This is a genomic window from Veillonella sp. oral taxon 780 str. F0422 (assembly GCF_000221605.1).
Taxonomy (GTDB): Bacteria; Bacillota; Negativicutes; order Veillonellales; family Veillonellaceae; genus F0422.
In genome coordinates, this window is record NZ_AFUJ01000036.1 from 1 (window position 1) to 15697 (window position 15697).

The window sequence follows — 15697 nt, forward strand, 5'->3', positions numbered from 1 at the left end:
GGGGTTAGCTCCCATCCTAGAGAAGATGGATACTTTATTGGCAACGGCACAGCGTGGTAAATTATTGCGTGATGGTGTGATGGTGTCCATCATTGGTCGTCCTAATGCGGGCAAATCTAGTTTGATGAACGCTTTACTTCGTGAGGACCGTGCCATTGTGACGAACATTCCAGGCACGACCCGTGATAGTATTGAAGAATTTCTGACCATCCAAGGGATTCCCGTGCGCTTAATTGATACCGCTGGGATTCGTGAGACCGAAGATATTGTAGAAAGTATGGGCGTTGAAAAAGCACGTCAATACTTAGATAAAGCAGATGTAGTGGTCCTTGTCATTGATGGGTCTAAACCATTGGAGCCAGAAGAACAAGAGTTGCTACAGCTCATTACGAATCGTCCAAGCATTATCTTCTTGAATAAAGCAGACCAAGCGCAATGTGTTAGCAAAGAAGAGATTGCGGCACTGGGGACTTTCACAGAGATTGTCACCATCAGCGCAGCCCAAGGGGAAGGTATGGATGAGATGGCGAGGGTCATTACATCCTTGGTGCAAGGAGGTTCTGTGCAGGCTAGTCATGAGGCGATGCTCAGCAATGTGCGCCACATCACCTTGATGGAACAGGCGAAAGTTAGCTTGGACCAATCCATTCTTGCCATAGATAGCGGTATGCCTATCGATTTAATCGTCACGGACATCCGCGCTGCTTGGGAGCTACTGGGTGATATTACTGGTGAAAGTTTACGTGAATCCATGGTGGATGAATTATTTAAACGATTCTGTTTAGGAAAATAGGAGAATACATGTATTTAGTAGATACGTATGATGTGATCGTCATTGGCGGTGGTCATGCTGGTTGTGAAGCTGCTTTAGCCACAGCTCGCATGGGGCATCGTACCTTGATGGCTACATTGAATTTAGATAACATTGCTCTTATGCCGTGTAACCCAGCCATTGGGGGACCTGGTAAAAGTCATCTAGTGTGCGAGCTAGATGCATTGGGCGGTGAAATGGGCATTAATGCAGATGCGACAGCCATTCAAATGCGCATGCTCAATACGGGAAAAGGACCTGCGGTACATTCCTTGCGGGCCCAATCCGATAAAGTTGCCTACCAACGCCGTATGAAAGAAGTTTTAGAAAATACAGAGAACCTCAATGTGAAGCAAATCATGGTCAATGAGTTGCTCATTGAAGAGGGTGTTGTGAAAGGTATTGTGTCTGAATTAGGAGAAGTATACCAAGCCAAGGCTATCATCTTATGTACGGGTACGTACTTAAAAGGCAAGATTATTACTGGTGAATTGGCGTACACAGGTGGTCCTAATGGACAGCGAACAGCGGAATTGTTGTCTCAATCGTTATTGAACCATGGCATTAAGTTAATGCGATTCAAAACAGGTACACCAGCTCGTGTCGATAAACGAACCTTGCACACAGAGAATATGGAAATGCAACCTGGTGACTCTCACCATAGAGCCTTCTCCTTTATGTCTGATTGGATCGACCGCAATGAGCAAGTATGTTGGTTGACTTTTACAAATCAAAATACACATGATATCATTCGTGGCAATTTACATCGTGCCCCTATGTACACGGGTGTCATTGAAGGGACGGGCCCAAGATATTGCCCATCCATCGAAGATAAAGTGGTTCGCTTTGAAGATAAACAACGCCATCAATTATTCGTGGAACCAGAAGGCAATCACACCAACGAAATGTACGTCCAAGGTATGAGTACAAGTTTACCAATCGATGTACAATACGCGTTCCTACGCACTATCCCTGGTTTGGAAGATGTAGAAATCATGCGTCCTGCTTACGCCATTGAATACGATTGCTTAGATCCATTGCAATTGACACCTGCTTTACAAGTGAAGCATATCCAAGGTTTGTATTCTGCAGGTCAAGCGAACGGTACATCTGGCTATGAAGAAGCGGCAGCACAAGGCTTGATGGCAGGTATCAATGCAGCCTTATGGTTAGAAGGAAAAGAGCCATTTATCTTATCTCGTTCCGAAGGCTACATCGGTGTGCTTATCGACGATTTGGTAACGAAAGGAACGAAAGAACCGTACCGCATGATGACGAGCCGCAGTGAATATCGCTTGTTACTTCGTCAAGACAATGCAGATATGCGCTTAACAGAAAAAGGCTATGAAATCGGACTTGTTAAGGAAGAACGATATAGGGCTTTCAAAGAGAAACAAGGTAAGATCGAAGAGGCGATTCAATTACTAGCGGATACACCTGTAAATCCTAGCGAAGAAACGCAACAAATCTTAGATCGTATTGGTACACCTCGCATCAAAACGGGCATTAAGGCGTACGATTTGGTGAAACGTAACGAACTATCCTATGGAGTAGTGGCAGAGGCATTCGGATTGCCTCGCTACGAAGCACCGGTAGAAGAAGAAATCGATATTACCATTACCTATGATGGCTATATTAAAAAGCAACTAGAACAAGTGGAAAAAGTGCGTAAGTTAGAGGCGAAAATTATTCCTCAAGATTGGGATTATACAGCGATGAAAGGTATATCTTTAGAAGCCATTCAAAAATTGAACGCTGTACGCCCCCATTCCATTGGTCAAGCGAGCCGTATTTCTGGGGTGTCCCCTGCGGACATTTCTGTGCTCTTAGTGCAAATTGAGCAGTACTACCGTGAAAGAGGTTAATATGATATTTTCAGACTATGTGAAAGCCCACACCAACACTTATGGTTTGGACCTCACAGATACACAAATTGACCAACTGCAACGGTTTTATGAACAAGTAGTGACCACCAATGAGCATATGAATTTGACGGGAATTACTGAGCCAGAAGAATTTGCTTTAAAACATGTGGTTGACTCTCTATCTTGTTATGACCCTAAGTATTTTACAAAAGGTGCAACGGTCATCGATTTAGGGACTGGTGCAGGTTTTCCAGGTGTTCCCCTAGGCATCTATGATCCGTCCTTGCAGATTACTTTATTTGATTCCTTACAAAAGCGACTCCGCTTTTTAGATGGTGTTATTGAGGACTTAGACTTACAAGGATTACAAACTTTACATGGCCGTGCAGAAGATTTGGCACATCAAGAGTACCGGGAATCTTTCGATCTTCTCACTAGCCGTGCGGTGGCTCGTTTATCCATCTTATTGGAATGGGGACTTCCCTATGTAAAAGTAGGGGGCTACATGGTGGCATTAAAAGGCTCTATCGTGCAAGAAGAATTAGAGGAAAGTAAACGTGCTGTATCCATCTTGGGTGGTGAAATTGTAGAGGTCAAAGAAGTGACGTTACCGACATTAGAGGATAAACGAGCTATTGTGTATATCAAAAAGGTAAAACCTACGGCTAAGAAATACCCTCGAAAACCAAAAGAGATTAAAATAAAACCTTTATAGCTATGCACTATAACTCATAATAAAATATAGAAAAATGCTTATAAGTTATATCTATGATATACTTAATGAGTACTCTTTACATGTGCGGTCACGTTGTGTTCGCACATGTTTTATATTTGCAATACAAGATTGAGGTGAGACAATGGCAATCTATAACGGACGATTACCAAAACTCAATGAAGATGAAATAAAACGATACTCCGGATTAAAGCATGCGGAGGGATTTCCAGAGCAGTATGTGAAAGAAGCTGCCCTAGAAGTACAATTAGTGGCAGAACCTCGTGGCGTATACCAATGCTATGATTACGATGCGGAGACACATACAATCCTTAGTAACCCGCCTATGGTGCTGGATGCCACAGGCATCATTCGTCATTTAGGGAATGCTAAAAAAGTATATGTTCTCGCTGTCACCGTAGGAGAAGCCGTAGAAGAACGCAGTTCTGCTTTATTTAAAGAAGGCAAATCTACACTAGGTCTTCTTGTGGATGCAGCGGCTACAACCGCCGTAGAACAAGTGGCAGATCAGGTAAATGAACTTATCGACAGAGAGGCAAAAAAACAAGGCTTTAAAACGACATGGCGCTTTAGCCCAGGCTATGGCAACTGGCCTGTCACAGTACAGCAAGAATTTGCTAAGATTATTAAGACAGAAGAAATTGGATTGACGGTGACAGACACAAGCATGCTATTTCCACGTAAATCAGTAACGGCTATTGTGGGCTGTCAAACAGTAGATGAAGAAGGACCAAAAACACAACGAGGTTGCACATCTTGTAGCCAAGTAGAGTGCGCATCTCGTAAGTTGCCAGAGAAGGGGACAACTTCGTGCATTTAAACAAACGTATCGTTTGTGATAGATAGTACTGAAAAGGTATCCTATGTGGGATATCCTTATGATAGTTATACTTTTTTTAAATAATAAATTGATGTATAGATAAGTAGCGTGATGTACTGATACTGGGGAAGAGTATAGTCATCGTTATACGAAGTATATTGCCTTGGGCGAGCAATGTGCCTGATACATAAGTGAGGGACATATGGTATATATTATAGATGGCGGCATGGGTACCATGCTGCAAGCGGCAGGTCTTGGTGACGGGGCTTGTCCAGAATTATTTAACGTAGAACATCCGGACGTAGTGGAGCATATCCATGCAGAATATTTACGTCACGGTAGTGATATTATTACGACTAATACCTTTGGTGGAACAGCGTTAAAACTGGATGAATACCAATTGGGTCATCGTATGGATGAAATCAATCGTGCTGCCGTAAAAGTAGCACAAGCGGCTCGTGATAAGATTAATCCGAATGCAAAAATCGCAGGTGATATGGGTCCTAGTGGTCGATTTATGGCGCCATTAGGAGTGGCTCAATTTGATGAGATTTATGAGACTTTCAGAGATCAAGCAAGAGCCCTTATCGATGCAGGGGTAGATTACCTGATTATTGAAACGATCATCGATATCCAAGAAATGCGTGCTGCCTTATTGGGCGCGAAAGATGCTCGTGACGAGTTAGGAAAAACAAAAGAGGATGTGAAAATTATCTGTCAGTTCTCTTTCAGCGAAGATGGACGTACCATCACAGGCACACCACCAGAAGCAGCAGCTATCTTGATGGATGCTATGGAAGCAGATATCGTAGGTATTAACTGTTCCTTAGGACCTGAACAATTATTGCCGTTGGTAGAACGCATGGCAGCAGTAACGAACTTGCCAATTAGTATTCAGCCGAATGCAGGTATGCCACAACTCGTAGGGAAAGAAACTATCTTCCCATTAGGGCCAGAAGAGATGGGCAAATATGCACCTCGTTTCCTCGACGCAGGGGCAACGTATTTAGGTGCTTGTTGTGGTAGTACTCCAAAACACATTGAATCTATTGCCAAAGCGGCACGAGCACATACACCGGCAGAACGACCACATGTAGAACCGTTTACGGCTTTCACAAGTCGTACTAGCGTAGTGAAAGTAGGTTTGCAAGAAAAACCAATCATCATTGGGGAACGCATTAATCCAACAGGCCGTAAAGTGTTAGCAGAAGAAATTCGCAAGGGTAGCTTCTTGATGGTGAAAAAAGATGCCTTAGCCCAAGTAGAAGCTGGGGCAGACGTGTTGGATGTTAACATGGGTGTCACAGGCGTTGATCCAGGGGAAACGATGAAACGAGCTATCGAAGAATTAACGATGCTTGTAGAGGTTCCTTTATCCATCGACACATTGGATCCAGTGGCGATGGAAGCTGGTTTAAAAGCTTACCCAGGTCGTCCATTGTTGAACTCTGTGAACGCAGAGCCAGAGCAATTGGAAGCGGTATTACCATTAGCAAAACGTTATGGTGCAGCGTTATTATGCTTGCCATTAGGTAAAAAAGAATTACCAGAAACGGCAGAAGAGCGTGTGTCTTTAGCAAAAGAAATTGTCTTAGAAGCATACAACTATGGATTGCGACCAAATGACCTATTATTAGATCCATTAGTGTTAACCTTAGCAAGTAGCCAACATGCAGCAAGAGAAACATTAAAAACATTAAAACTATACGCCGAAACATTTGGGTTCCCAACGGTGATGGGCTTGTCCAACATATCCTTTGGATTACCACAACGGGCGTACTTGAATGCACAATTCTTGACGATGGCATTGAGCAGTGGCTTGACTTGTCCTATTATGAACCCAATGAATGAAATCGTACGAAAAGCTTTCATTACAGGCCGTACCTTCATGGGATTTGACCCAGCAGCGGCGGACTTTATCGCTGAATACGGTGATGACGATGAAAATGCAGTGGTGACGAAAAAGGTGAAAGCTACAGCAGAAGCCTTCCACAGTGATGACCCGATTGAATGTATTAAGCATGCCGTAGAACAAGGGGAAAAAGAGGCGGTTGTGCCATTGGTAAAAGAAGCCTTAGCACAAGGCTTAGATCCACTAGAGGTGACTCGTAGAGGTTTATCCGATGCTATGGCAGTAGTTGGTGAAAAGTTCGGCTCTGGTAAAGCGTTCTTGCCACAAGTTATGCTAGCAGCAGAAACGATGCAAGCGGCTTTCACAACGATCAAAGAAGTGCTGCCAGAAGGAACAGCAGAGAAGAAAGCGACGATTATCTTAGCTACGGTAAAGGGTGACATTCACGACTTAGGTAAAAACATCGTGTCTGCTTTATTAGAAAACAATGGGTACCAGATCGTGGACTTAGGAAAAGATGTATCTCCAGAAGAAATTGTAGCAGCGGCAAAAGAGCATAATGCCCCGATTATTGGGATTGCCTCTTTGATGACTACAACGATGCCGATGATCAATGAAACCATCGCAGCCATTCGTGAATCAGGTGTGGATGCGAAGGTACTGGTAGGTGGAGCTGTATTGTCACAAGCCTACGCAGATGAAGCCGGGGCTGACTCCTATGCCAAAGATGGTATCTCCGCGGTGAATATAGTGAAAGGCTTATTAGGTGATGAATAGTTAGCATACTATAACACTTAGTAGGCAGAATTCCCAGAAGAGTTACTCCATGAGATGAGGTATCTAGAAGGATTAGATGGCTTAAAATCCTTTATAAAAAAATATATAAAAAGGAACATGGCAAAATCATGCCATGTTTCTTTTTATTTGTATGTAGATATGCGTTGAATGCGGACTCCATCACACGTGTATTGTGATTAACCTGTAGGATGTTTCATGTGAAACATTACTGAGAAATACCGCTGAGTATTTTAATTCTTATGATAGAATTTCCATTTGTAATAAACTCGATTCCTTTTCTATAATCGTAAGTTGGCATATATACGCCATAAAAAAGAACGTGAACGCCTTCTTTATTATATACCATACTAGGTTGACCATATTTTGTATAAATGTCTGCTATACTATCTCCGACAGCGATACCTCTAGCAGTGACAGCATCTCGGTTATCTATAGTTGTCATTGTTGTTTCCGGAAAGTGTTTGTTACTTACGTGGAAGGTGATGCCTCCGTAAATTACTCTATTTGGTTTAAGAGCAGTAGGGTCCCCCAAACTTTTATAAATAGCATCGGTAGTAGATCCTGCAGGGATGCCTGCTACTATTAAGTCTGTTGCTGGTAGTTCATTTCCTTTTACATGCATCGCTTGCAATTGTGAAGTGGAAAAGAGAGAGAATAAAAAGGCGATAACAAGTATCCAAGGACGTAGTTGTTTCATCATGAGCCTATCCTTTCATAGTTACTATAAATCATATGAAAATCGTACTGTATATAAAACTATTTGTCAATGTTTAAAAGTGTCTATATAGTGAGTTCATAGAGAAAATGTTTCACGTGAAACAATTAATTAGATAGAGGTCATAATATTTCACGTGAAACATAAAAATATATAAAAAGATGGAGAAATACTCATAGCTTTCATATAAAATACAAAAATATATGTTATAATGTGATAAGACTATAAGAAAGAGGTGAAATAATGGCTAGAATTATTGCCGTAGCTAACCAAAAAGGTGGCGTTGGTAAAACGACAACTGCTGTAAATTTAAGCGCATCTTTAGCCGTAGAGGGAAAACGAGTACTCTTATTAGATTTAGATCCTCAGGGAAATGCTACAAGTGGATTAGGAATAGATAAAGAAGACATTGAACAAGGCGTATATGAAATGCTTGTAGATGATGTATCTATTACAGATATCATAGAATCTACAGTAATAGATACTCTGCAAATTGCGCCAACAACGATAGATCTAGCTGGGGCTGAGGTGGATTTGGTAGCTATGGAAGATAAAGGCTATACTTTGAAACAGTGCATAGCACCTATCGTAGAGGACTATGATTATATCCTTATAGACTGCCCACCATCTTTAGGTATGCTAACCATTAATGCCTTAACCGCTTCTAATAGCGTGTTAATTCCTATACAAACAGAGTTTTATGCTCTGGAAGGGGTTAGCCAATTAATTAAAACAATCGAACTTGTACAAGACGAATTAAATGAAGATTTAGAACTAGAAGGTGTGGTTCTTACTATGTACAATGGACGCACCAAACTAGCCGTACAAGTGGCAGAAGAAGTAACAAATTACTTTGGAGAGTCTGTATATACAACAACAATACCACGAAATGTGAAATTGGGAGAGGCTCCTAGCCATGGTTTACCAGTTGTTATCTATGATAAACGATCCAAAGGAGCTGAAGTATATTGTGCTTTAGCGCGGGAGGTAATAGAACGTGGTGCTTAAAAAACAAAAGGTGGACTTGGTAAAGGCCTAGGGTCTTTTGGATTGTCTGGTTCTTTTAAAGATGGACATAAAAGTGGCTATGAAATTGATATTACTAAAATACGACCTAACCCGAATCAGCCTCGTAAACGCTTTACAGAAGAGGATATGGAAACCCTAGTGGCATCGATTCAGGCCCATGGATTAATTGCGCCTATTGCGGTTCGCAAGGTAGATGATTATTATGAAATTGTAGCTGGTGAAAGACGGTGGCGTGCCTGTCAGAAGGCGGGGCTTACTAAAATTCCTGTGGTGGTGCGAGACTACACCACAGAAGAAGTGAGTGAAATTGCTCTAGTAGAAAATTTACAGAGACAGAACCTAAACCCTATCGAGGAAGCTTTTGGGTATCAATATTTAATGGATACTTTCAAAAAAACACAAGAAGAAATTGCTACTATTGTAGGTCGCAGTCGTTCCTATGTGGCCAATATTGTGCGATTATTACAATTACCAGAGTTTTTACAAGAGGAATTGGAAGTAGGGGCGCTAACAGTGGGTCAGGCTAGACCTTTATTGGCATTAGCTGAAGAACATTTGCAACTACAAGCGCTGGAACGCATTAAGGAAAAAGGCTTAAATGCTCGTCAAATAGAACAACTTGTGAAAGAACTACAATCTGGGAAGAAACGTTTGACATCTACACAACCAAAAGCAACGGCGGAGTTACGAAAGTTAATGCAGAGACTCAAACATAGTTTAGGTGCTCCTGTAGATATTCGCTTAAAGAATACTAAAAAAGTGCAAGGTACTATTGAAGTTTCTTTTAAAAGTGAAGAAGAACTAATGCGTTTAATTAGCTATATTGAAGGTGAATAGAAAGGAAGTCTATGGTATTAGAAACAACTAAAGGGAATCGCTTGCACATAGGCTTTTTTGGGCGTTGCAATGCAGGTAAATCTACTCTGATTAACACGCTGACAGAGCAACAGATTTCCTTGGTATCTCCCATTGCGGGGACTACGACAGATCCAGTGTCTAAAGGGATGGAATTGTTGCCCTTGGGCCCAGTGATGATTGTAGATACAGCGGGTATTGATGATACATCGGAACTAGGTTTGTTACGGGTAGACAAAACGAAACAAGTATTATCAACGATGGATCTAGCAGTGTATATGATGCGTACTGATGTTGAGCCGATTCCGGAAGATATAGAGTGGTTACAACAATTAGAAAGTAGACATATTCCTACCTTAGTAGTGATTAACGAAGTAAAAGGATGCAAGGGATCTGATTTTATTAAATCCCATGGGGAATTACAACCTTATACATCACAGGTCATAGTAGCAGACGTGAGTGATAGTACAAGCCGAATGGCATTATTAGAGGCATTAAGTAAATTAAAACCAGTTGATGAAGAGGTACAATCTTTGTTAGGTGGTTACATTGAAGAAAAGGATGTATTTGTCTTAGTATGCCCTATTGATGAATCAGCTCCTAAAGGTCGTATTATTTTGCCACAAGTGCAAATGATTCGTGAAATTTTGGATCATCATGGTATGGCTATGGTGTGCCAAGTAGAGGAGCTGGCCACTACATTGCAGCAATTGCAGAAATCACCTAAATTGGTTATTACTGATTCCCAAGCCTTTGAGGCGGTGAGTCAAATTGTGCCAAAGGATATAGCTTTAACAAGCTTTTCTATTTTGATGGCACGATTTAAAGGAAAATTAAAAGATTTAGTGGCAGGTGTACATGCTATAGAGCAATTGCGAGCGGGTTCACATGTATTAATCAGTGAAGGCTGTACACACCGCCAACAATGTGAAGATATTGGAACAGTAAAAATTCCAAGATGGCTAACAGCAAAAGGCTACACAGACTTACAGTTAGAGTGGACCAGTGGTGGACATTTTCCTCATGATGTATCTAAGTATGATGTTATCATTCATTGTGGGGGTTGTATGTTGACACGTCGAGAGGTGTTACGACGTATTGATGTAGCCACTGTTCAAGGGGTGCCAATTGTTAACTATGGTGTTTTGATAGCCTCCTTACATGGCATCTTACAACGTGCTATACAGCCATTTGAACATGAATTAGAATAGAAAGGATTATTGTGTTAGAACAACTATTACCTTGGTTACCATGGATACTAGGAAGTATTGTTTTATTGTTAGTATTACATGCGTTCAGTTTACATATACGAGTAAGTCGCCTTACCAAACGGTATCGATATTTTATGGATGGAGAAAATGGACAAAGTATTGAGCGACGTCTTGCTATTGAAGTGAAAGAATTACGAGATATGGCAAGTACTTGGGAAACCATTTTATCAGAACAAAAAGTGATTCAATCTACACAAGCACAAACATTTCAGCATATTGGATTTGTGAAATATAATGCTTTTGAAAATATTGGCAATGAATTGTCCTTTTCCTTAACGTTATTAGATGGAAATTTCAATGGTATTGTCATCTCTAGTGTATATGGACGAAATGAATCACGTATTTTTACAAAACCAATTGTAAATGGTAAAAGTTTAGCCAGTCTTTCACAAGAAGAGTTAGCTAGCTTGCAATCTGCTATGGGACAACGAAGCAATGGAGATGTGTTAGCAAGTTCTTCTGTGTCAGCATAGAAAGGATGTTATATGCAAATACCTAAATGGTTGCAGTCACATCTGAAACAAGATGGTAATGACTGGAATTTGCAGTTTACAAAACAACAAATAAAGACGATAGCTATTATATTAATTGCCATTTTAGTTATCTTTTTGGGGTTTGGTATCTGGGGGATAGCGCGACAAGTAGAAGTGTTGCAATTGCGCCAAGAAAATCAATTACAAAAAGAGCAATTACGATTATTAGACCAAAAAGTAGAAGTCTTGGATAAAAAAATGAAAACTCTTGATGAGCTAGATCAAAATATTAGAAATATGATCAAAGGCACAGAGTCTGGTACACTGCAGAAAGCAGATGGAAACACCCAAAATAAAGAAGAGAAAGAGGACCCTTCTCCCAAAAGCTCAAATAAGACTTTCACAACAACTCAACTATCTGCACGTATATCTAGCTTAGATCGTCAAGCACAACGTCGTATGGTATCTATGTATACCTTATATAATGTGCTAAGAGAAGGGGTAGGCAAAGATATTAGAGAATTACAATCTTTGCTAGCCATGGAAGGAGATGCTAGTGATGCTAATAGCCACATGCCATCAATCTGGCCGGCTAAAGGCGTCATCAGTTCTACCTTTGGGGCGCGACAAGATCCTGTTTATGGTGGTGGTGCCTTCCACGAGGGGTTAGATATTGCTAATGATACAGGAACAACAATAGTAGCTACGGCGGCAGGTACTGTAACTTATGCAGCCTATGCTGGAGGGTATGGCAATTTAATAGAAATTGATCATGGTAATGGATTTATTACAAAATATGGGCATAACTCAGCACTCTTAGTACAAGCGGGAATGACTGTGAAAAAAGGACAATCCATTGCACTTATGGGTAGCACTGGTAAAAGTACGGGTAGTCATGTTCACTACGAAGTGAGGGTGAATGGTGTGGCTACGGATCCATTATTATTTTTGCCCATTCAATAGGAGGCAATTATGAAATCCTATGTACAAGTTTATACAGGTGATGGCAAAGGGAAAACAACAGCAGCCATCGGTCTAGCAGTGCGTGCTGCAGGAGTAGGAAAGAAAGTGCTACTACTTCAATTTATGAAATCTAAGGTGTACTCAGAACATGCTGTATTAGATCAATTAGACCCTATCACAGTAGAAACAGTAGGAAAACCATTTTTTATTATTCCCGAAGGTATGAAAAGCGATGAAGAGTTGCGTCGATGGGGAGATGATGTAGTCGTTTTTCCTAAGGGGCAGCCGCCACAAGAATACAAGGATTTGATTCACATAGGTCAAGAAAGAGCTCTACAGGCTGTGGCAACAGGCGATTTCGATATTGTTATCTTAGATGAATACAATATGGCTTTGTTTTTTGGATTAATTGAAGAAGCAGAAGGGCGTGATCTCCTAGCAGCTCGAAATCCAAATGTAGAAGTGGTATTTACAGGCCGTGGTGCCCCACAATGGCTTCTTGACGAAGCGGATTTAGTCACTGTCATGGAGTCATATCGTCATTATTATGATCAAGGCGTAGAAGCACGTCTTGGTATTGAGCATTAAGGGTAAAGAATGTTATATTCTTAGAAATATGTATCATAAATGGCTTAAAAACAATGTTTTATGATATTTTCTATATTAGATTTGACCGATATTTGACCATTCCAGGAAAATAAAGTATCTATAAGTCATTAAGAAATATAAAAGCCTACGAGGGGTATCGTAGGCTTTTATGGTATCTAATTTAAAAGTTTCACAATAAGAAATATAGCTAGTATCGAATTGATTACTGAAGAGATTATGTAGAACCAGAAGAAAAGACGAACTGTTTTAAATGGATGTTTATATTGATTAAACAATGTTTTATAATTTTGATCCATTAATTTAATTAGCAACTGGTAGTTCTTATGGCCAACTTCCATAGTTTCTTTCATAGATTGATGGGCGGCTTTGATGGATGATTCAAGTTCAGATTGTAAGAATGAATTTAGTTCTTCAACAATATCTTGACGTAGTTTTTTATAAAAGATTCTTTGAATGTCTTTGATAGTCCACTACTATGCTTATTTAAGTTATCAATTGCTTCTTGTAGTTCATTATCTTGTTTTTGTAAAAATGCATTATGCCTATCGAAACAAGTATTGATAGATTCATTTAGTTCTTTTAGTTGGTTTCCTTGTTCATCAAAGATATGTTTAACATAGTTCATCATACCAATGTTAAGTTCTTCATTCATTGGCTGTGGTGATGAAGTTTCTGGAGGTGTTGGTTTAGAAGGGCGAAGGGTCATATCACCGCTAGATTCATCATCAGTGGTTCCAGGTGTTTTATCATCTTTTGGTTGTGTACCTTGATCTAAATCAGTATCAGGTAAGGGTTCTTCTACAACTAATGTCATATATCCTCCTTTTATTTATTAGTCGATTTCTTTTTCTTGCCTTCTGCACTATAGTTAGTATGACATGAAGGGCAGTGGTAATAGTCACCATAAGGACCTTTACAAGCGGTTGTTACCACCTGGCAAGTATCACACAGGTGGATAACTGGACCTTTTGGCGAATCCTTATAGAATACTTTTTTTAAGGTAACTGGATGATGACAGTTTGGATTTGAGCAAATATAGAAAAATCTATTTTCATTTTTAGCTTTTTTCTTTAACAGTTGACCCTCTTTGCAAATAGGACAAGGGGTTAGTTTACCCTCCACATAATCTGTTGGAAATGGAAATGTTTGAGACTCTACCTTTTTAATTATAGAACTAATCATTTCTTTTAAAATATTGATGTATTCATTTAAAGAGTATTCACCAGATTCTACCTTAGCTAAGTACGATTCCATGATAGCAGTTGATAATGGAGTGGTTAGATCTGCATCCATAATCTTAATGTATTGCTCCCCCCAAGCGGTTGGTAATAATTCTTTTCCTTTTTTAGAAACTAAAGGAAGGCAAGGATTGCCATTACTATTAGTGGAAAGTAATTCAGCAATAATTGTATCTCTGGTAGCAGGTGTACCAATACCTTTTAATTCTTTTAATTTTTCACGCAAAGGTTCATCTTTAGGGATGAATTGATAGATATTAGCCATGGCTTTGATTAAAGTACCTTCAGTAAATCGTTTAGGAGGTTTAGTTTTGGCTTCATTAACACTAATTTTAGACACCTTAGGGGTATCACCTTCTTTGATTGAAGGTAAAATAGCGTTAGTAGGTTCGTTATCTGTGTCGTCTTCGTCTTGCTTTTTAGTTTTGGCCAAAACGATTTTGAACCCAGGAGATACAATTTCTTTACCAGATCCTTTAAATTCCTCGTCAGCGACTCCAATTGTATATTCCACTTTATTCCATTTTTCTGGAGGCATAAATTGAATTAAATATCTTAGTGCAATTAATTCATAGATATTTTTCTCTTCTGTAGTTAATGAGTTAGGCAGAACGGATGTAGGAATAATGGCATGATGGGCTGTTACTTTTTTGTCATTAAATGCTTTGGATTGTTGACTACTATCTAATAAGGAATCAATAGAAGGTAATTCTATACTGTTTCTAATTGTACCTAAAATTTTACTAGCATCATCGTGCTGTGATGTAGGGATGTAGTTGCAATCTGAACGAGGATACGATACATAGGCTTTTTCATACAATGACTGTGTTAATTCTAACACTTGTTTTGGGCTATATCCGTATACGCTATTAGCTTCTACTTGCAATGTATCTAAGGAGTGGGGTAATGGTGGTTCAGTAACACCTTCAGAATAATTAACACTTTTTACAATGGCAGGTTGATCTTGTAATTTAAGAAGTAAACCGTCTAATAAAGCTCTATCAGTCAAATAGCCATTAGCATCACAAGATTGTTTTAAAGTTTCAGATAAGACATGTTTGGCATTAAATGATAGATGATTTTGCTCAAATGTTCCTTGTAAGGAGTAGTGTTTAATAGATGTAAAGTTTTTAATTTCATGTTCTCGTTGCACAATAAGTGCTAATGTAGGTGTTTTAACACGACCAACACGAAATGATTCTCGATGGCCAAACGATTTGCTTCGATGCGTATATAACCGAGTTAAGTTCATTCCGATCAACCAGTCGGCTTGAGAACGGCATAACCCAGATTGATATAAATTGTAGTATTTTTTATTGTCTTCCAAGTTATCAAAAGCACGTGCTAGACTATCATTATCTTTGGCGTTAGCAAGCACTCTTTTAATAGGGCCTTTATAATCACAGTAGGTTAGGATTTCATCAATTAGCAATTGTCCTTCACGATCAGGGTCGCCTCCGTGAATAACTTCATCTGCTGATTGTAGTAGCTTCTGGATGACTTTAAATTGTTTAACACAGTTGGCATCTACTTTCATTAGCCATTCACTAGGAAAGATGGGGTAGGCACTCCAGGATTTAAAGGCATCACCATAATCTCCAGGCATTGCATTTTTTAACATGTGGCCAAAGGCCCAGGTAATCGTTGTATCCCCTGAGATTAGGC

The 15697-nt window shown here is 39.8% G+C and carries 14 protein-coding genes; 11 read left to right on the plus strand and 3 right to left on the minus strand.

What is annotated here, in order from left to right; translation table 11 throughout:
* The 5 genes from HMPREF9200_RS04260 to HMPREF9200_RS04280 all read left to right on the plus strand — a co-directional run.
* On the plus strand, window positions 1-793 hold a 793-nt coding region (locus HMPREF9200_RS04260), incomplete at its 5' end, for a tRNA modification GTPase (protein WP_009353582.1).
* A gap of 8 nt (window positions 794-801) precedes the next feature.
* Window positions 802-2676 carry a tRNA uridine-5-carboxymethylaminomethyl(34) synthesis enzyme MnmG gene (mnmG, locus tag HMPREF9200_RS04265; protein WP_009353588.1) on the plus strand — a complete coding sequence of 625 codons (1875 nt, stop codon included), beginning with the start codon at window positions 802-804 and terminating at the stop codon, window positions 2674-2676.
* Between the two features lies 1 nt (window position 2677).
* Complete coding sequence (gene rsmG, locus HMPREF9200_RS04270) at window positions 2678-3391, plus strand: 16S rRNA (guanine(527)-N(7))-methyltransferase RsmG (RefSeq protein ID WP_009353594.1); 714 nt, start codon at window positions 2678-2680, stop codon at window positions 3389-3391.
* A 142-nt stretch (window positions 3392-3533) separates the two neighbouring features.
* Entirely contained in the window at window positions 3534-4229 is a 696-nt protein-coding gene (locus HMPREF9200_RS04275; protein WP_009353589.1) for a vitamin B12 dependent-methionine synthase activation domain-containing protein, read from the plus strand.
* A 202-nt stretch (window positions 4230-4431) separates the two neighbouring features.
* Window positions 4432-6858, plus strand: coding sequence for a homocysteine S-methyltransferase family protein (locus HMPREF9200_RS04280; RefSeq protein ID WP_009353586.1), 2427 nt, complete (start codon window positions 4432-4434; stop codon window positions 6856-6858).
* Window positions 6859-7084: 226 nt separating this feature from the next.
* Here the strand turns inward: HMPREF9200_RS04280 and HMPREF9200_RS04285 are convergent, their stop codons facing one another.
* The gene (locus HMPREF9200_RS04285; RefSeq protein WP_009353590.1) at window positions 7085-7579 is read right to left on the minus strand and encodes a hypothetical protein; all 495 of its coding nucleotides are present in this window, start codon (window positions 7577-7579) and stop codon (window positions 7085-7087) included.
* Window positions 7580-7837: 258 nt separating this feature from the next.
* On the opposite strand from HMPREF9200_RS04285, the gene HMPREF9200_RS04290 reads away from it, so the two are divergent.
* From HMPREF9200_RS04290 to HMPREF9200_RS04315, 6 genes are read left to right on the plus strand one after another with little or no spacing between them, the layout of a single operon-like run.
* Window positions 7838-8602, plus strand: coding sequence for a ParA family protein (locus HMPREF9200_RS04290; protein WP_009353593.1), 765 nt, complete (start codon window positions 7838-7840; stop codon window positions 8600-8602).
* Window positions 8603-8644: 42 nt separating this feature from the next.
* Complete coding sequence (locus HMPREF9200_RS04295; protein ID WP_009353592.1) at window positions 8645-9460, plus strand: ParB/RepB/Spo0J family partition protein; 816 nt, start codon at window positions 8645-8647, stop codon at window positions 9458-9460.
* An 11-nt stretch (window positions 9461-9471) separates the two neighbouring features.
* On the plus strand, window positions 9472-10689 hold the full coding sequence (hydF, locus tag HMPREF9200_RS04300; RefSeq protein ID WP_009353581.1) for a [FeFe] hydrogenase H-cluster maturation GTPase HydF: 1218 nt from the start codon (window positions 9472-9474) through the stop codon (window positions 10687-10689).
* An 11-nt stretch (window positions 10690-10700) separates the two neighbouring features.
* The gene (locus HMPREF9200_RS04305) at window positions 10701-11222 is read left to right on the plus strand and encodes a DUF4446 family protein (protein WP_009353585.1); all 522 of its coding nucleotides are present in this window, start codon (window positions 10701-10703) and stop codon (window positions 11220-11222) included.
* A gap of 12 nt (window positions 11223-11234) precedes the next feature.
* Window positions 11235-12185 (plus strand): M23 family metallopeptidase, encoded by a 951-nt coding sequence (locus HMPREF9200_RS04310; RefSeq protein WP_009353584.1) that lies wholly within the window; start codon window positions 11235-11237, stop codon window positions 12183-12185.
* A gap of 9 nt (window positions 12186-12194) precedes the next feature.
* Window positions 12195-12773 (plus strand): cob(I)yrinic acid a,c-diamide adenosyltransferase, encoded by a 579-nt coding sequence (locus HMPREF9200_RS04315; RefSeq protein ID WP_009353587.1) that lies wholly within the window; start codon window positions 12195-12197, stop codon window positions 12771-12773.
* A gap of 424 nt (window positions 12774-13197) precedes the next feature.
* Here HMPREF9200_RS04315 and HMPREF9200_RS04320 read toward each other — a convergent pair whose 3' ends face one another.
* Both HMPREF9200_RS04320 and topB read right to left on the minus strand, forming a co-directional pair.
* The gene (locus tag HMPREF9200_RS04320; protein ID WP_009353591.1) at window positions 13198-13608 is read right to left on the minus strand and encodes a hypothetical protein; all 411 of its coding nucleotides are present in this window, start codon (window positions 13606-13608) and stop codon (window positions 13198-13200) included.
* Window positions 13609-13619: 11 nt separating this feature from the next.
* Window positions 13620-15697 (minus strand): DNA topoisomerase III (gene topB / locus HMPREF9200_RS04325; RefSeq protein ID WP_009353583.1); only part of this gene is annotated, 2078 nt, incomplete at its 5' end.